Source organism: Thermococcus sp. SY098, from assembly GCF_035621495.1.
In the GTDB taxonomy this organism is placed as follows: domain Archaea; phylum Methanobacteriota_B; class Thermococci; order Thermococcales; family Thermococcaceae; genus Thermococcus_B.
Genome location: NZ_CP141821.1, coordinates 1775209 through 1793670, shown reverse-complemented (window position 1 = coordinate 1793670; position 18462 = coordinate 1775209). Strand labels below are relative to the sequence as shown.

Genomic DNA, 18462 nt, shown 5'->3' with positions numbered 1-18462 from the left:
TCCCTTTATAACCTTTTCACAGCACTTTATAATATCCATTCCTCGGCTCATAAATTCTTGAATTTGCCTTGAGCTCTTCAATAAGCTTTCTAACTTCTTTCTTGTCAATTCCTGCCCTCATGGCTTCCTTAATTATATCATCTATTGGGGCTCCGTATTCTGATTGATCTTGGAGTGCCTCAATTATCTCCAACAGCCTATCAACCTTATTTATCTTTCTTGCAGACTTCCCTACCTCAAGGATCGAAATATCCATTACCCCTTCTTCATCAACGGCTATCTGTCTTAAAGTGTATTCCACCAGCTTTATTGCTTCCCTTGCATCTTCTCTTGTAACTATCTCGCTTAAGCGCATTCTGGCGTGTGCCTCAGCTAATCTTATCAATGCTTCAAGCTGCCTCGCAGTGATTGGGATAGGTTTAACACCTTCACTCTCCGTGGTCCTTTTTAGACCTTTTCTCATTTTGACATAGTAGTGAAGGATTTCATCCATCGCTTCCCTGCTGAGAACGGGGTGAATGTTCTTTCTTGCGTAGGCTATGTACTTTTTGAGCAGATCGTATGGAATCTTCGGCGTTATAGCCTCTGCCTCCCCTTTTCTGACCTTTAAGATGTGTGAAGCAATTTCGGCATCAAGTTTTTCGTTTGGCTCATCTATGAGGACAAATATGAGATCAAATCTGCTGAGCAGGGTTGGTGGCAGATCAAGCTGCTCTGGAAGAGGCTTCATCTTGTTGAACCTTCCGTGTTTTGGATTTGCAGCTGCAATGACTGTTGTTCTTGCGTTTAAAGTTGCCGTAATTCCAGCTTTTGAAATGCTGATCGTATTGTGCAGTATCAGTCCGTGAGAAACAAAGAGATTATACGGCTCAACGGTAACATCATAGACCCATTCCGAATCCCTGTTTTCAACTTCCTCAACTTTGATTACTTTAATGAATTTGATATTTGAGTTCAATATTTTCCCGATTTGAACAAGGATATTCTCAGCATGCTCTACAACTTTCTTAGCCTCACTTAAAACAATTTCAAGTGCCCTCTTATCACCCTTTCTCAGAAGATTCTTCAAAGACAGAGGGGATATGCCATACTTGGAGTATATCCTGTACGTTGATATTATCCTGAGAAGAGGTTCATAGTTTTGCTTTTCTATAACCTGTTTCAATCTTTCAAGTTCAGCTTTTGCATCATTATAATACTTAAGTATGACATCCCTTGGAACGTAGACTCTGTACAATTTAACCCTATCTTTGTGAGAAATCCACACACGCAGAAGCTTTGAAACTTCTAAGAACCTTCTCGCTAAGTCCCCCGGGATGATTTCACTTGACCTTTGTACTCTAAATGCCTTTCCGGTTATCCTCATAAGCCTTTCCACACTTTCTTTTTCATGAACGATCAGTGTTATGGTGGTTGGGCTCTCATATATGGAAGAGCTTATGCCAAGCATTAGGAGGACATCCTGTATATCCTCAGCGAATCCTCTGTTGGGAAACCTTATGCACGGCTTTCCATTAATTATACTTCCACGGATTTCCCATATTGTTCTCAAAAATTCTTCAAGCTCTTCTCTTTTTAGTTTAAAGACTTTCTCATGTAATCTTGCACTCCTCTTAAACCTATAGCTTTGGGTAAACAAAGACAGCGCTAACTCTCTCCCTCCTCCCAGCTTCCCAAAGACTGGGTAGGACTTAACTCCAACAGCCAAATTCCCTGGGACTATCTCATCTGCCCTTTTTTCGACGATTCGTCCATTATCCCACACCATCACCGGATGTTCTGGTGTTACGATTATCTCTCTCCCGTTGGAAAAGCGGAGCTTTATGAACTTCTCTGGAGCTTTATGTCTGCTTACTCTATCTGCTTTGACCTTAACTATTTCCTTTTTCTCAAGATCATAGGCAAGAAGATAAACATCATCAATGGGCAGTATTTCTGTGTCTTTTCCAACAATAACTTTATCGCGATTTCTCTCAATGAGCTCATCCACAAATTCACCAATCTTCACCTTCCTACCGTCAGCAAGAAGTAACTCAAAATCCTTATGATAGCTCTGCTGCTCAAGTGCCTCGTGTATGGCACTCCTATCTCTGTCACTCATCTTGTCGAATTCATCTATGCAGTTGTGCACGACTATCCCCCCTGCAACAAAATTATGCAAATCCGGGACATATAAATCATATACATAGCCATCATAAGGAATGTACTCAACCGAAACAATCTCATCAAGGAAGTAATCTCTTGTTATCAGAATGTTAAGTTTGAACTTCGTTTCTTCGTCAAGAAAATCGTTAAGTCTTTCAAGAATCTTTCTGAGCTGTGCCCTACTTGGGAGGTAGCTTCCTTTCATGTAGGCGTAAAGGGTGCTCCACAGACCCTTCTTTTGGAGAATAGTAGATGGAACTCTCTCAACTATTTTCCTTGCTATCTGTTTCACTGGCTCAGCCGGGAGCTTATCACTCCTTGAAGATACAAGGTGCTTCATGTCCGGAATTTCCTTAACCTTGACGCTGTACTTTCGCACTGCATTAAGAAGGTTTTTAACATCTTCCCTTCCTGTTATGCGAATTCTGTTTACGCCCTTATCCGGGATTACTCGAGCATAGACGTCAAACCTCCTAAGCAAAAGTGCAAAGGCCCTATCGCTTTCAATATCGTTTGAAAGAAGGAACTCAACATGGATTACCTTACCCTTTGTGCTCTTTTTAATTGAGACGCATCCATCTGAATCAAGGGCACCTGCTATGAAGGCTTTCGCTGCTTCATCATCAAGAACAAATACGTTTTCAAGGGCATTCTTGGTTAAATATTCATAGATGTATGCGATAAGAGGTGAGCTAATGTGAAACGTTATCGTTTTGCTTGAAATTTTATTTCCAGCCACTTTACTCTCCGTTACGCGTTCGTACTCTCTAAGGTCTTCATTGTAAAACGCATGGAAGGCACTCCTTATAGCTTCAATTTGTCTCTTATGAACTTTTGACTGCACTATCCTTACTTGCACCTTTGAACCGTTTCGTTTAATCCATCCATCTCCATAAAGGAAGCCAAGGAAGTAGGCGAGCTCTGGTGTGATATAAGCCACCTTGAGTCTCTCGCGCCTTGAGTGCGGGCCAACCGTTAGTGGCTTTTTCTTCCACTTTTCATATATTCTAAAATCTTTAAGAATCTCTTTAAACTTTTCAACTGTTATGGCACCTTTTCCTGAGAGAAAATCCTTCGAAATCCCATAATATCTGTTGAACTCTGCAAGACTCTTGAATCTCTTCAGAACTTCCCTCTTTAGCTCCGCCTTTTCGTCGTCTGTAAGCTTGACCTTCCACTCATCAGGCAGTATGTCAAGAATGTAAACTTTTTCCCTAACACTGGGCAGTTTTAACGGTGCCACTATTAAATCCCCCACCCCGAACTTCTCTGCCTCTTTCCATTCAAGAGTTCTTCCATCTATAAGCAAATGATCCGGAGTTAATGTTATCTCATTGCCAGAACGGAGCTTTATTCTAATAAGCTCACCTTTCCATGGTTTCCGGCGAATTATGGTTGCTTTGGTTTCCCGAATCCTCATGCTGTCAAGATTGAGAGATACAATGCTATTTTCCTCTTTCTGTATGTCCACAATTTCGTTTCCAGAGCGAGCCTTGTAAGCCTTACTAAGGTCAAAGAGCTCTTCTATGCGTCTGTATCTCCCATTGACAAGAACCCTTGTATCCGGATGCAGGCAGGCAATCCCACCGTCTGCCAAAACTAAAACACCCGCTTCAAGAACCCAAGATCCTGTGAACTCGTCTCTCACAGCTGCTGCAGTATTATGGACTACGAAACCGCTGGCAATGAAGCTGTGAGATCCCTCAACAGTGAGGTCATAGACATAGTCGTATGGACTTCTGATTGTTTTTACTTCTCTCACTTTCTCCCATAAGATGTCAGAGTAAGCAAGTTCCTCAAGAACATGAAGTTTGCTCTTGATTTCTTCTTCTATCTCGGTAATTTCACTAAGAATCCACACAAGTTCATTATAAGTCTCTTTATCTCTTCCTTCAATGAACCTTGCAACTTCCACTAATAGACCATAGGGGAGCTTCTTACTTCTCTTTCTCATAAACAGCTCATAGAATTGACCATAGTTCATACCAAGCTCTTCTGGCTTGATTAAGTTTCCAATTCCAATCCTTATCTCTGTTGGTAGTTCAATGGGGACATTTAAGATGTTCGCATTTTTCCTGAGTCTCTCAACAACCCGCTGGAGTGACTTTCTCGAGATCGGTTTTCCTCTTTCAACCGTACTTCCAAAGTGAGAACCGTAAACTTCATTTATACTGAGTCCATAGAAGGTTCTAATTTCTTTTATCAACCCTCCGACTCCGGGAATGACATCAACGTTTGTGTTACTTCTCGACTGTTTAAGCTTTTCAAGGAGGAGTTCAAGCTTCTTAGCTTTCTCTGGATGTTCAAAGCCTATGTATGCTGCAAACTTGACGATATTTTCTCCGTAAATCTTCAGCTCCCAGCGGTCGTGCCTTGAAACAACATCTTTTCCATTTATCTTTGAGAACATCCCAGCTCTTTTGCGCTTCCTTAAATGTGCGACTATTCCAAAGCGGAGAAGAGCAAGCTGCAATTTTCTCGCAAGTCTCTCACTTGTAGTATCAAGCTCAATGTATGACGAACCACCTTTGCGGATGACAACTGTTCCATCACAGTCGAACAGACCGCGTATGAATGCTGCAAGAACATTCTTCGGAGCCACCATAAGCTGATGCCCTATGTCAAGCGTTGAAGATTTTGGAGACATTGGAATACCGAGCTTATTGAGTATGTGCGCAATAATCTTTGAGTGAAACCTAACAGCTGGTACACGGTTTTTATGTCTGATTTCTTTTACCTCAACACCAAACAGATTCTCCGCAAGTTTTTTGAACTTCTCCCGCATGAACTCATTACTGTTCGAAAACCTTATCGAGACTCCCCAGCCTGCCCTTGAGACGTCTCCATCTCCAGCTATAAGACCCGCAAAGTATGCAAGCTTTTCATCAACATACTTCGGAATTTTAAGCTTAGTTCCAGCCTGCAGAGACACATATTCTGGTTCTATCTCTTCCAAACTTGCCTCAGCCAATTCAATCAGCCGACGAAGGTGCTTCATCCGAATGTTACCTCGGGTGTTGGGTTTTACCCAGTAATAATAAAGTGAGTCTTCACTTACACCAAGCACACCTGCAAGCTCTCTCTTTGTTATTCCAAGATTTTTACATGCATCCTCTATAAGCTCTTTTACCTTACCCTTTATGCCGTAAAGCACAAGATTATCGAGATCTTCAAGGAGTTCAAGGGTCAGCAATGGTTTCTCCTTCACTTCCAGCTTCCTGACGGTAGCAACATAATCACTGGAGGAAATGTCCTTTGCTTCCTTCCATGTTATGATTCCATCTTTCAGCGTCATGAGCTTTGTTTCAGGCGTTAGGAGGATCTCTTTTCCGGTCATTGTTCTGATTTTTACAAGGTTCTTGGGAGCCTTGAGCTTCCACACTTTTCTGAGCAGATTTTGGGATATCCTACTTCCCTCCATTGAAACAGTCTCCCCGAAGAATGGAGCGTAGTTTATGCCCTTGTCATATTCAATCGAACCAATTTCGGACAGCCAATTTTCAGTAAGAGCTTCTATTTCAAATCCACCGTTTTCTGTTATAATAACCGAGTCCGGAGCAACACACAGACCGGCTGCCGAACTTGACTTACCACTCGTATAAATCGCTCTCGGGGCTAAATTAGCTACATATCGTAGGATCTGAGATTTAGCAACCCCAGGATCACCAACGAGCAGAACGTGGCTCTCTCCTCTCAGCTTAGTCCCATCTGGTAATTGCCTTGTAACGCCACCAAACAGAGCTAATGCTATTCCCTTTTTAACCTCGCGGTAGCCGTAAATGGCCGGAGCTATTGAATCTACAACTGCGTCAACTATGTCCTTTCTCTTAGCTAACTCCCTAATCTTCTGCTCATCCTCTGGGGTTATCTCAAGCTCTTCAATTTCCTTGCTTATCTGTTCTATGTGGTTGACCTCGAGTATCTTCTTGAATATTGGTCTTTTCTCCCTCTGCTCCAAGATAATCCTCAAAATGCCGGTTATTACAACTCTATCACCCGGTAAGGCAGTGTCAACTAAATCATCCAAGAGGATTGCATCGACAAAACGAGGCATCTGCCCACCTTTCAGACTTTCTGGTCTGTCCTGCAGTCTGAACGTCTGTAGATTGATGAAGTTGCTCTTATCTACGTCGAGCTCAAGGTTTTTGCTTCCACACTGGTCACACTTATTCGGTTTAACTAATGAGGCAAAAGGTTTTTGGAGACGGATCATCTCATTTCCACAGTCTTTACACACAAAAACTGCCTTAGCAACATATGGCTTGACTTCACTCATTCTTGTTATAATGCCCTCAACTTGGATGAGCTTGTTTATATGCTCACTGCCAAGCTCCTTAACCAGAAGGGTTTTTGGCAGATTGTAAAAGCGTGCATGGATTTTTAGAGGTTCTTTTTTGAAGAACTCTTCTTGAAGGATTATCTGGAGCGCATCTTCAGCTGCCAGTAAAGTCTCCTCCGGATTCTCCAAAAGCTTCTGAGCTAACTCAGGATCAAATCCGTTCAAATGCTCCCAGTTTATCGAAACTGAACGCTTTGGAGTGACAGTTAGGATATCACTAATCTTGTTAAGATAAATCTTACTGCCCTTATCGTCAGAGTACTCTCTAAGAAAATTTACAAAACGGCTGATCATCTCTTCTTTGTCCATCATTTCTCACCCAGCCATTCATTTCTTATTTTTGATATCTGGAGGTAAACTCTCCTTTCCTCGGGGGACAGCCTTGAAAGAACTTCTAAGCTGTTCGGACGGAACATTATTGCATTAAGAATTTTGTTAAAGCGAAGCTTTTTAAGATAGTAGTATTTCTTCTTCAAATTTGCCAGTCTCGTCATTTTTACATTAAGCACATCAACATTTCCCTCAAAATTTTCCTTTATATAATTCTCCAGATAATAGATGTAAAATTCTGCCCTCTCGTACAATCCTTCTGGAATCGGGGTTATGGGCTCATTTTCTTTTTCCTCAGCAATAACCCTATCAAGCTCCCCTATAACTTTCTCAGCCTCATCAATTATTTCAACTATCCCGGTCTCCCAGAGTTCTTTAGCTTTCCAATCTTCAATTAGCACCATATCACCAGCTTTCCAGTCGCCAAAGGATTTGAGCAGTTTTACAGCGATTAAAGTTCTGCCCGCAAACATAATCATCACCCAATGTCATCTATTATGTGGATGCCAATATTTCTTAAACTTTCCCACATGAACATCATTATTGGAGGAAACTCTATAAACCCATAAAGAAAAGAAAGCTAAGGTGATGCTTATGTTAATTGGAATAATGAGCGATACTCATGACAATCTATCTGCTATAGCAAAAGCCGTTGAGCTTTTTAACAGAGAAGGAGTTGATCTTGTAATCCATGCAGGAGATTATGTTGCCCCGTTCGTCAGAAAAGAGCTCCTAAAGCTAAAAGCACCATTAAAAGGGGTTTTCGGAAATAATGACGGAGAGAAAAAGGGTCTAAATAAAGCACTTGGAATCTCGGAAGACATACTTGAAGTTGAAGCAGACGGTATGAAAATAATTGTTCTCCATGGGACAAATGAAAAGGTAGTTGATGCCTTTGCAAAGAGTCAGCTGTACGATGTTATTATTCGGGGCCACACTCACAGATATGAGATTAGAGAAACGGGGAGAAGCATACTTGTGAATCCTGGAGAAGTGTGTGGATATGTTACGGGAATTAAAAGCGTCGCATTTCTTGACACAAAGAAAAGAGAAGTAAAGATAATTAACCTCGACACAGAAGAGCCCCTTGGATTTATGAGCCTTTAGTAAAAAATGCTATAAATCCAAAGAAACAAAGAATCTAAAAGGTAGAGAGATATGGACGAGCTGTCAGCTCCAAGAGAAAGATATGACTCTGTAATTTTTGTTGGAATGACCCGAGATGGCACGATAGAGTTTATCAAAGTTTACGGAGAAGACAAGGAAAAGGCACTTGAAATTTTGAATCGTTTCTTTAATGAAAAAAACCTCCATCCAGCAGACTTTATCCTCGTAGATGAAGGATTTGAAGATGTCAGAGACAAAAAAATAATAAGCACGCGAACTGAGGATGAGCTTTCGGCATATTTAGCAAGGTTAGGTTTAAAGTTGCTTTCTAACGGTGTGCTTTATCTGGAGGGAAAAGACAGGATTTACCAGATAACCACTGTGAGTAAGGAGCTATTAGAGAAGATCAAAGGGCAAAAAGAAGATCAGGGAGAATTTGAAGTTGCAGAGACTGAGCCATATGTTGACGTAGAGTCCATAACAGATGACGTTCCTGAGGAATTTCTGAGCTCATTAATGCTCTTAGAACTCAGAGAAGATGCAATAATAATTAACGAGGCAGGACTCGAGCTGGACAAGATACTCAAAAAGTGCATTAAAGGGAAAGTAAAAATACCGCGGTACTTAGAAATTTATGAAAACATCATACAGGTTTTTGATGAGGAAATTCACGAAAAGCTGGCTTCCCATGCAGAATGGGTGTTAGTAAAAACACCTGTAATTTGCTGGGACTATTATGTTGACAGTATAGAAGAGTTTGAATTCAGAAAAGTCGAGGATAGAGTTTACTCAGCACCGCTATTTCTGAAGGCTTACCGAGGCTACTTGATGCTCTCAGACCCGCCTATTGAGCTTGTTAGGAAGCTCAAGAAAATAAAGCGTAGGGGGTATGTGAAATTTCCGATTGGGGTCAGATACCATAAGATACCAGTCGATTTTACCCTCCTAATTGAAACCAAAGATGCCGGCAAGTATGAAGGCTTAGAATTCCCAGTTAAGATTAAGTTCCTGAGTTTTGATGAAGAAATGTTGAAAAAGCTTTTCTTAAAAGAATTCGGCGTTGAAGTTCCTCTTTCAGTCCTTAGACAACTCCCCAAAGAATACAGAACAATGAAGGCTCTTAAAGACCTAAAGAGGCTGGTTGAAAAACTTAAACTCAGGAATCCAGAAAAGGAAACATCAGAGCTTTTAAAGGCAGCACTGGTAATAATGATCGGTGAGGGTCATGAAGGTTATTGATGGTAGTTATGGAGAGGGCGGAGGTCAAATTCTAAGGACTGCTGTCGCTCTCTCCGCTATTACAGGCGAGCCGATTAAAATAATCAATATAAGAGCCAACAGACCCAATCCTGGCTTAAGACCCCAGCATCTGCATGGAATTTTAGCATTAAAAGAACTCTGCAACGCTGAGGTCAAGGGGGCTGAAGTGGGTTCAAAAGTTTTGGAGTTCTATCCAGGTAAAATCCAATCAAAACACATTAAGGTTCCAATAAAAACCGCTGGAAGCATAACACTCGTTCTACAAGCCCTATTACCTGCAATGGCGTTTGCTGACAGGGAAGTAACCTTTGAAATAACTGGAGGAACAGATGTTCCCTGGTCACCACCGGTTGATTATCTCAAAAACATTACCCTCTTTGCTCTTGAAAAGATAGGACTTAGAGCGGAGATTGAAATAAGGAGGAGAGGGCATTATCCTAAAGGTGGAGGAATTGTTGTCGGGAAAGTTGAACCCTGGGAAGAGAAAAGAGAGCTCAGGGCTACAAGATTTACAAAAATTGAGAGCTTTGAAGGGATAAGTCACGCAGTAAAGCTGCCATCCCACGTTGCAGTGAGACAGGCAAAGGCAGCAAAGCAGGTGGTTGAGAGGGCTTATCCCAATATACCTATTAATATTATAGAGGAGTATTACGAGCGAGACAAAGACCCCCACTTAGGTCCGGGAAGCGGAATTGTTGTATGGGCAAACACCGATATCTTACGCTTAGGCGGTGATGCACTTGGAAAGAGGGGCAAGCCTGCCGAAATGGTCGGAGAAGAAGCGGCAAGAGAGCTTTTAGACCAGCTCAAGCCGAGGCATGCAGTGGATAAGTTCCTTGGAGACCAGCTCATCCCGTTCTTGGCTTTTGCCGGTGGTGAGATATGGGTGAGCGAGATCACAAAGCATTTAGTGACGAATGTTTGGGTCGTTGAGCAGTTCTTTGGAAAAGTGTTTGAGGTTGAAGGAGAAGTAGGAAAGCCAGGAAGGGTTAGGGTTGTGAAGAGTGTAGCAACTTAAGTTACTACTCCTCCATCTCCACCCCGTAAACCTTTTCTGGATTCTCAACATGGATTTTGTAAACATCTTCTTCAGTGAAAATTCCCTGCTGGAGGAAAGTTTTCGTTCTCTTTGGCACGGTTTTTGGCCCTAACACTGCTCCAGGCCTTCTTTTATCATCGATGTAATCGGTCTCCATGAAAAACCTGTTCCCCTGCATTATAGCCTCCATCATAGCTTTTTTGCTCGCCAAAATTGACGGGAAAACCCCAACTTCTTCTGCAATTTTCACGAGCGGTGGGGAATAGTGCTTGACAACTCTATACGGCCTTATTCCAACCTCCCTAACTATTTTTCCAAGCTCCCTGAACTTCTCTTCTGTGAAACTCTCTGTATGCAGTTGAACAGCACAATCAGCTTCTTTAGCCAGAGCCATTCCATACTTCATCAGCTCAATGCTTGCATTCCAAATCTCCTCTCTAACCTCAAAATGAGGTCTGCCAATTTCTCCGATGGCTATTGCTTTACCCTCAAGGCACAGCTTTTGAGCATACTCTAAAGCTTTCATGACCTCATCCTTAGCATATTCTAAGCCCTTCTTTTCGGCCAAATACACGAACTCAGCTGGATGAACACCAACAACTGCAAAAGCCCTCACCGGAGTCTCCTTGTTTATTTTTTCAACGAGCTCTATGTGAAAGTCCATAGCCTTTATGAAGTCCTCTGCTTTCATTCCAGCAAAGCCGTAATCGTGAGCTGTTTTATACACAACAGCAAGATGCGTCCCACCTGCTCTGTGGAACTGCTTTACTGCCTCAAGAAAGAGCCCCTTAAAGGGATCAACGTGAAAATGATTGTCGAATATTATCATTTTTGTCACCAAAAAGAGCTAAGCTTATGGACTTTTAAGCCTTAAGTCATGATTGGTAAACTTCAAGAAGTTCTCCGTCATTAACATCCATTTTGTTCTCGAGCATTAAAGCAACAACGTCGCCAGAAACTGCAAAATCAACCTTTTTGCGGTTTTTCTCGATATTCCTCACTATCCCAACGTCTCTTCCTTTAAGCTTATATCCTGGATATATAATCCCATCAATTACCTCGCCAGCAAGCACCTGCTTCCCAAAAATATCAAAAACCTGAAGGACTCTAAACCTTCCAACTGGCTTTCTTGAAACTATTTCAATTTTATTGAGTTCTCTTTTGGGTTTTTTAAAGATCCTTCTAAAAATGCCCATTTCTACCGTCCCCAGTACTGGAGTAGATCATCAAGTTCTATTATGAGGGACTTTCCAACCAGGTCAAGAGATGAGCATTTTCCAATCCTTAATACTGCTTTTCTTGGATGAGATTCTGTATATATAACAGTACTTGCAATCCTCTCAAAGAAAGGAAGAGGATTCACTGGTGCTTTTTCCGTGATATTTTTGTTAATTATATATACCGCTATGCGACTTTTTTCGCCTAAAAAAGATATCAATTCGGAGATTACCTCAGTGATATCACTGGGTTTTGTTGATAAGTAAAAAAGATTTTCAATTCCAAGTACGATATTTATGGCATTATTATTCTCCTTGTAAACTTCTTTAGCTGCCAGGCGGTACTTCTCCCTATAAGCACCTTCCAATGGTATGTGCTGGCGAACATGTCCAACCCTGTTTTTACCTCCAACTTTGATAACGGTGATGTTTTCAAAAAACGTAGTGTCTATCCCAATGAACTCCAAGTGCTGTTTAATAACATAAAGTGAGTCGAGAATATCATCTACAATAACTGGAACACCCTTCTGAGATGCATACTCAACAAAAAACAAAAATGAAAATTCGGGAATTAGTGATTCATCATATATTAACAGTACGGTCTCCCCCATTTTCAGGGAGTCCATAATTCGGGTTACAGCCTCAAATGCTCTTCTCATAATGTGTCCCCAATTATATCAAAATCTCTTAAATTTTATAATGATTTTGATTTGACAAAAATAGATAGAGAAATTTTGAATAGAAGGCTAAAGCCTAACAAGATGCACCGAACAAGAGATGCATGGGTCAAATGCCCTAACAGTTTCCTCAAGCTTGTGCTTCAGAAAGTTTTCATCTACAGCCCCATAGTGCTTTCTTGCCTCCTCATAAAGGCTCAGCTCCATCAGTGCATGGTTTAATGCAGTGGGGGTTATTATATTCGAATAAGTGATGTTTCCATTTTCGTCAATCCTGTAGTGATGTATAAGGACACCTCTGGGAGCCTCAACGTATCCTATCCCCTCTCCCTCTTTAGGCTCTATTGGAACATTTTCCCCTTTGACCCCATGATCTAAGAGTTTCCCCACTATTTCTTTAGCCCTCTCAAGTGAATACACAAGCTCAATTGCCTGTGCTAAGTTGTTTAGGCTAACATTCCCCCGAGATAACTTTTCCCTATGCTGTTCAAACAGCTCTTTTGCAATCGGTGTTAGCCTGTCAGATTTGACCATTAACCTTGAGAGGGCTCCAGTCATGAAGACACTTTCCTTATAATGGCTCTGCTTTGCAAAGCTGTAGGGCAGAGATTTTTCTTCGATATGCTCGAAATAATCGAACCTTTCTCCATCAGATGCAATCAGCTTTTCTCCGTAGAGGTAACCATCCGTAGCAATATGGTATTCAGGAACGGCTCCAAAAACTTCTTGAGTTGCAAAGATGTTAACTGCCCTTTTTGCAAACCTTAAAAGTGCATCACAGCTTTTATCAATTTTTTCAAGCTCATCCTCTGTAGGATACCTCCCAAATCCCCCGGGCTTAACGTTTATCCCATGAATTTCTCTTCCCCCTATTACTTCCCTGATATAGTTACCAAATGCCTTGAGTGCGAGTCCCTCTCTTACTATTTCTCCATGTTTGCTTGCCATTCGGATAGCATCTGGATAGCCGAACAAATCGGGGGCGACCAGAAGATAGAGATGAAGGCTGTGGCTCTCAAGGATTTCTCCAATCAAACCAAGCTCCCTCAAAAGCTGAATCTCCTCCGGAACTTTAACTCCAAAGGCATTCTCTATCCCAAGCACCGAGGCAAACGAATGCGCCAGATAGCAGATTGCACAAATTCTCGCCTCTAAATCTGGCACATCCCAATAATACCTGCCGAGTGTCAGCAATTCAAAGAATCTTGGACCCTCAACTATTTTCACTCTCGCTTCTTTGACTTCCCCGTTTTCAATGATAACTTCCGCCTTTCCGTTTCCCTCAACCCTTGTGAATTCCCCAAGTTCAAGGATCACCATCTCAGCTCACCCCTTGCAAATGTCTTGAACTTCCTGCGCAGATACTCCTCATCATAGCCAAGATTCCTTAGTATCTCAAACTCCCCTGCAGGGTTTGCCTCCTTTGGCAAAGGTCCCCTGCACCCTATGCATCCGAGTTTCGATTTAACACATATAGCATTGCATCCACCCACCGTGATTGGACCTAAGCATGGAAGTCCCTTTTTCACCAGAACACATTCGTATTCATTGAGCTTGCATTCAATGCACACTGGATAGTCTTTCTTTATTGGCTCCACACCCTTTGCAAGATCAATGAGAAGTTGATAAATCTCCATCTTATCATAAGGGCATCCGGGGAGAGCAAAGTCGACGGCTACGTATTCCACTACCGGCTTTGGATCAAGAGCTTTCATGGTGTTCGCCCTTGTCCCATACACCTTTTCAAGCTTATCCCTGATCTTTCCTTCAACAGCCCCCTGAACAGAGCCATGAGTTGCACAAGTTCCCAATGCGATCAAGTAATTGGAATAATTGCGAGCATGTCTTAAAACCTCCAGATCCCTCTGGCATGATACCGTTCCCGTGACAATCGCAACGTCAAGGTGATCATGCTCCTTAAAGCTTGATGCCATGTGGAACTCCTTAATCTCATAAAACTCCAGCAGATCAAACAGCTTCTCGTATAGAAACAGGATGTTTAGTGCACAGCCTCCACAATCGGTAAGCTCAAAAACTCCCAGCTTCAGCATTTAAATCAACCCCCTTGTAGAAAGAGCTTCCCAGTAGGTAAAGACGGGCCCATCTTTGCAGATGTATTTTATTGACGTGCTGGTTCCTACAATGCAATGACCGCACTTGCCTATCCCGCATCTCATTCTTCTCTCAAGCGTCATGTAAATCCTGCCAGGGGTAAGCTTTCTGTCCAAGAGCTCCCTTATCACGAATTTATACATCACTGGAGGTCCGCATATTAAGGCATAGGTATTGTCCACATCAAACTCCTCTCCTCTGAACAAATCTGTCACGACCCCTTTGCAGACCTTGGGGGCAAAGCCCTTCTCGAGGTATATGCAGGAAGGGCTCTCAACCTCATAGGCAAGCTTTACCCTGCAGTTCATAGCTTCTCCATGTTTAAGGAGATGAATTATTTCATCTCTAAAGAGGATATCTTCATAGCTTTTGGTTCCATAAAACAGGTATATCTGCTCGTACTTTCCGCTGTCGATGGCATACCACAAAACACTTCTCAATGGAGCCATCCCAAGACCTCCAGCAACCAAGAGCAGATTGGAACCTTCCATCTCCTCCATGGGGAAGCCATTACCATAAGGGCCCCGAATGCCCACAATATCTCCCTCTTTAAGTTTGTGAATATATTTTGTCATCCTTCCTACCCTTCTTATACACAGCTGGAAGTATCCTGTCCTCGTTGGGGAAGAACAGAGACTTATTGGGAATTCACCAAAACCTCGGATGTCAACTATAACAAACTGACCCGGCTTGTATGTGAATTCCCTGTTAATTTCTGGATCCACAAATCTAAGAGTGAAAAGCTTTTCCCTCGGAGTAAGTTCCTTTACCTCCAAAATCCTCGCATCATAGGTTTGAAAGGGGTTCATTTCAACGCCTCCCTAACCTCGTCAAGAACCTTAACATGTTCTATCTTAGCTGGACAGAATTCATCACACCTGCCGCATCCGACACAGTTGAAGCCCGCAGATGGATCGAAATAGCTTTTACAGTAGTATCGATGTCTGAAACGATCCAAACGCGTTGGTCTAAAGTTGTGACCACCTGCCACAAGTCCATGGCTTTCCATGAAGCATGAATCATATCTCCTGACTCTCACTGCCTCATATGCGTTGACCCAGTAATCACAGACCTCATAACATCTGCATGTTGGACACACCATGTTGCAGTTTCCACAGCCGAGACAAATACGCTCGTATTTCTTCCAAACAGGGCTGTTAAATGCAAGATCAAGCAAGTCCGCAAGCCCTTCCTTGTTCAGATGCTTTTTAAATGATGCAGAACGCTTTTCTTCAAATTCTTTGAAGTGCTTCAAGTCCTCTTCCGTAACTTCCTCAAAAAGGCTTTCATTTGCCCATGCAATTTCATGACCTTTTACACTTCCCACTCTCACAAGCCAGCCATCTGGAAGCTCATGCAGGAAGAGATCAAACCCATGCATTGCAAAGTGCGTTCCCAAGCTCTTGCAGAAACAGTACTCATCTGGCATGCAGCTTATCCCTATGATAATGGTGTTTTCCCGCCTTTCTTTGTAGTAGGGATCCGCGGGTTCCTCAAGATATACCCTGTCAAGAATTTGAAGTCCATGGATATCACATGAGTGGACTCCAAAGAGAACTATTTTTTCAGCTTTTCTGTTTTCCTCCCATTTTCCATTTTTCAACTTTAAAAGTATCTCCCGTGGCTTTACAAAGAACTTCTTTGGGGGAAGCATGGTTCGAGTGTAATTCAATGAAACTTCCTCTAAAGTATTAACTTGTTTAAAAGAGTAAATGTTCCCTTGTTTCACTGGAGCATAAACGGTTCCCCAGTTTTTGAGAGAATTGAAAAATTCCTCAAAATTCTCAGAGGGAAGCTTTACATATCTCAAGATCATCACCCGAAAGATTGCTTCTCTTGTTTATATTTGTCAAATACATGATTTAAGGATTTTTGCAACGGTTAGTTATCAACTAATAGTGAAAAGAATTTTATATTCGCAAAACAGATATTAAAAAATGGTGGGGCTTAAATGTTTGAAATTCTGCATAAAGAAAGATTAGCTCCAGGGATTAATCTCTTCGAAATCAAAGCCGAGAGGATTGCAAAAAAAGCCAAACCAGGTCAGTTTGTTATACTAAGGCTCCACGAAAGGGGAGAAAGGATACCCCTAACGATAGCCGATACCAATCCAGAGAAGGGTACTGTAACAATAGTTGCACAGGAAGTCGGAAAAACAACGCACGAACTTGGAACATACAACGTTGGGGACTTCATCCTCGACTTCCTTGGTCCTTTAGGGAAGCCAAGTCACATCGACAAGTTTGGAACGGTTGTAATGATAGGTGGCGGAGTTGGCGTTGCAGAGATTTACCCAGTCGCAAAAGCCATGAAAGAGGCTGGCAATTATGTCATCTCAATTCTCGGGTTCAGAACAAAGGAGCTTGTGTTCTGGGAAGATAAGCTGAAACAAGTTAGTGACGAGGTCATAGTGACCACAAACGATGGAAGCTATGGGATGAAAGGATTTACTACTCATGCACTTCAAAAGCTCATAGATGAGGGGAGAAAAATTGATCTCGTCCATGCGGTTGGACCAACGATAATGATGAAGTTCGTTGCAGAGCTCACGAAGCCATACGGCATAAAGACAGTTGCCAGCTTGAATCCAATCATGGTTGACGGAACTGGTATGTGTGGCGCTTGTAGAGTAACAGTTGGGGGAGAAATAAAGTTTGCCTGCGTTGATGGACCTGAGTTCGATGCACATCAAGTGAACTGGGATGAACTGATGAAGCGTCTGGACTATTACAAGGATTTGGAGAAGATTTCTTTTGAGAAGTGGAAGCACGAGAGGGGGATGGTTTAAATGCCAAAAAGGCAGATTATCAAGGAGAGGGTTCCAACTCCAGAGAGGCCACCAGAGGAGAGGAACAAGGACTTCCTTGAGGTTAACCTCGGCTATGATTTTGATCTTGCAAAGAAAGAAGCTGAGCGCTGCCTGCAGTGTCCAGAGAACTATGCTCCGTGTATTAAAGGTTGTCCCGTAAACATAAACATTCCCGCCTTCATAGCCAAGATTAAAGAAGGGGACATTAAAGGAGCCTTAGAAGTCATTTGGGCTTGTAATTCTTTGCCTGCCATAACTGGTAGGGTTTGCCCCCAAGAAGACCAATGCGAAGGCGTCTGCGTAATGGGCAAAGTAGGCGACCCAATAAACATAGGAAAACTCGAAAGATTCGTAGCAGACTACGCAAGAGAAAAAGGGATAGACGCCGAGTTATTAGAGGAGCAAATAAAAGGAATAAAGAAGAACGGAAAGAAAATCGCAGTCATCGGAGCAGGACCGGCTGGTTTAACATGCGCCGCAGAATTAGCAAAAATGGGTTATGACGTAACAATCTTCGAAGCCCTACACAAACCCGGAGGAGTCCTAATATACGGAATCCCAGAATTCAGACTACCAAAACAAATCGTGAAAAAAGAACTTGAAAACCTCAAAAAGCTTGGAGTAAAAATCGAGACAAACACATTAGTAGGGAAAACAGTTACATTTGACGAGCTGAGGGAAGAGTACGATGCCATCTTTATAGGAACCGGTGCAGGGACGCCAAGATTTGTCAAATGGGAGGGCATAAACCTGAATGGAATTTACTCAGCTAACGAATTCCTCACGAGAATAAACCTCATGAAGGCTTATGAATTCCCCGAATATGACACTCCAATAAAAGTCGGAAAGAGGGTCGCTGTTATCGGCGGCGGAAACACAGCAATGGACGCAGCCCGTTCTGCGTTGAGGCTTGGTGCTGAAGTCTGGATCCTCTACAGAAGAACAAGAAAAGAGATGACTGCTCGTATAGAGGAAATTCACCACGCTGAAGAAGAAGGAGTTAAATTCATGTTCTTAGTCTCACCCAAGCGCTTTATAGGAGATGAGCACGGCAATTTAAAGGCAATAGAGTTGGAGAAGATGAAACTTGGAGAGCCAGATGAGACCGGTAGGAGGAGACCAATTCCAACTGGAGAAACGTTCATCATGGAGTTTGATACTGCAGTAATTGCTATCGGACAAACACCAAACAAAACGTTCTTCCAGACGGTTCCAGATTTGAAAGTTGACAGCAAGGGAAGGATAATAGTGGATGATAATTTGATGACTTCGATTCCTGGAGTTTTTGCAGGTGGAGATGCAATAAGAGGAGAAGCAACCGTAATCTTAGCAATGGGAGACGGAAGAAAAGCAGCAAAAGCAATACACGAATACCTAAGCAAAGAGGCTTAGTTTTAAATTTCTCTCTTTTCTAATAATTTTGGTGA

Annotated in this window: 14 protein-coding genes; 5 read left to right on the top strand and 9 right to left on the bottom strand. The window is 42.3% G+C overall.

Annotation, left to right across the window (positions count from 1 at the left end):
* Positions 1 to 16: 16 nt before the first annotated feature.
* On the bottom strand, positions 17 to 6793 hold the full coding sequence (locus VFC49_RS09950) for an LAGLIDADG family homing endonuclease (RefSeq protein ID WP_324735432.1): 6777 nt from the start codon (positions 6791 to 6793) through the stop codon (positions 17 to 19).
* Positions 6793 to 7287: a hypothetical protein gene (locus VFC49_RS09945; protein ID WP_324736734.1), complete on the bottom strand. Its 495-nt coding sequence runs from the start codon at positions 7285 to 7287 to the stop codon at positions 6793 to 6795. Before VFC49_RS09945 ends, VFC49_RS09950 begins: the two co-directional genes overlap by 1 nt.
* 121 nt (positions 7288 to 7408) lie before the next feature.
* Between VFC49_RS09945 and VFC49_RS09940 the strand changes: the two genes are divergently transcribed.
* From VFC49_RS09940 to rtcA, 3 genes are read left to right on the top strand one after another with little or no spacing between them, the layout of a single operon-like run.
* A complete protein-coding gene (locus VFC49_RS09940) occupies positions 7409 to 7921 on the top strand; it encodes a metallophosphoesterase (RefSeq protein WP_324736733.1) in 513 nt (170 codons plus the stop codon).
* A gap of 51 nt (positions 7922 to 7972) precedes the next feature.
* Positions 7973 to 9160, top strand: coding sequence for a hypothetical protein (locus VFC49_RS09935; RefSeq protein WP_324735431.1), 1188 nt, complete (start codon positions 7973 to 7975; stop codon positions 9158 to 9160).
* On the top strand, positions 9147 to 10199 hold the full coding sequence (gene rtcA / locus VFC49_RS09930) for an RNA 3'-terminal phosphate cyclase (RefSeq protein WP_324736732.1): 1053 nt from the start codon (positions 9147 to 9149) through the stop codon (positions 10197 to 10199). The genes VFC49_RS09935 and rtcA overlap by 14 nt, the downstream gene beginning before the upstream one ends.
* 4 nt (positions 10200 to 10203) lie before the next feature.
* On the opposite strand, the gene VFC49_RS09925 is transcribed toward rtcA, so the two are convergent.
* The 7 genes from VFC49_RS09925 to shyB all read right to left on the bottom strand — a co-directional run bounded on the left by VFC49_RS09925 (position 10204) and on the right by shyB (position 16036).
* Entirely contained in the window at positions 10204 to 11049 is an 846-nt protein-coding gene (locus VFC49_RS09925) for a TatD family hydrolase (RefSeq protein ID WP_324736731.1), read from the bottom strand.
* A 46-nt stretch (positions 11050 to 11095) separates the two neighbouring features.
* Positions 11096 to 11416 (bottom strand): tRNA-binding protein Pbp11, encoded by a 321-nt coding sequence (pbp11, locus tag VFC49_RS09920; protein ID WP_324735430.1) that lies wholly within the window; start codon positions 11414 to 11416, stop codon positions 11096 to 11098.
* A 2-nt stretch (positions 11417 to 11418) separates the two neighbouring features.
* Positions 11419 to 12096, bottom strand: coding sequence for a DUF257 family protein (locus VFC49_RS09915; protein ID WP_324735429.1), 678 nt, complete (start codon positions 12094 to 12096; stop codon positions 11419 to 11421).
* 87 nt (positions 12097 to 12183) lie between these two features.
* A complete protein-coding gene (gene shyA, locus VFC49_RS09910; protein ID WP_324736730.1) occupies positions 12184 to 13431 on the bottom strand; it encodes an NAD(P)-dependent hydrogenase/sulfhydrogenase 2 subunit alpha in 1248 nt (415 codons plus the stop codon).
* Complete coding sequence (shyD, locus tag VFC49_RS09905; RefSeq protein WP_324736729.1) at positions 13428 to 14162, bottom strand: NAD(P)-dependent hydrogenase/sulfhydrogenase 2 subunit delta; 735 nt, start codon at positions 14160 to 14162, stop codon at positions 13428 to 13430. Before shyD ends, shyA begins: the two co-directional genes overlap by 4 nt.
* Positions 14163 to 14165: 3 nt before the next feature.
* Entirely contained in the window at positions 14166 to 15035 is an 870-nt protein-coding gene (gene shyC, locus VFC49_RS09900) for an NAD(P)-dependent hydrogenase/sulfhydrogenase 2 subunit gamma (protein WP_324735428.1), read from the bottom strand.
* Positions 15032 to 16036: an NAD(P)-dependent hydrogenase/sulfhydrogenase 2 subunit beta gene (shyB, locus tag VFC49_RS09895; RefSeq protein WP_324735427.1), complete on the bottom strand. Its 1005-nt coding sequence runs from the start codon at positions 16034 to 16036 to the stop codon at positions 15032 to 15034. Before shyB ends, shyC begins: the two co-directional genes overlap by 4 nt.
* A gap of 141 nt (positions 16037 to 16177) precedes the next feature.
* On the opposite strand from shyB, the gene VFC49_RS09890 reads away from it, so the two are divergent.
* Together VFC49_RS09890 and gltA are read left to right on the top strand one after the other, a co-directional pair.
* Positions 16178 to 17014: a sulfide/dihydroorotate dehydrogenase-like FAD/NAD-binding protein gene (locus VFC49_RS09890; protein ID WP_324735426.1), complete on the top strand. Its 837-nt coding sequence runs from the start codon at positions 16178 to 16180 to the stop codon at positions 17012 to 17014.
* The gene (gltA, locus tag VFC49_RS09885; protein WP_324735425.1) at positions 17015 to 18427 is read left to right on the top strand and encodes an NADPH-dependent glutamate synthase; all 1413 of its coding nucleotides are present in this window, start codon (positions 17015 to 17017) and stop codon (positions 18425 to 18427) included.
* Positions 18428 to 18462 lie beyond the last annotated feature (35 nt).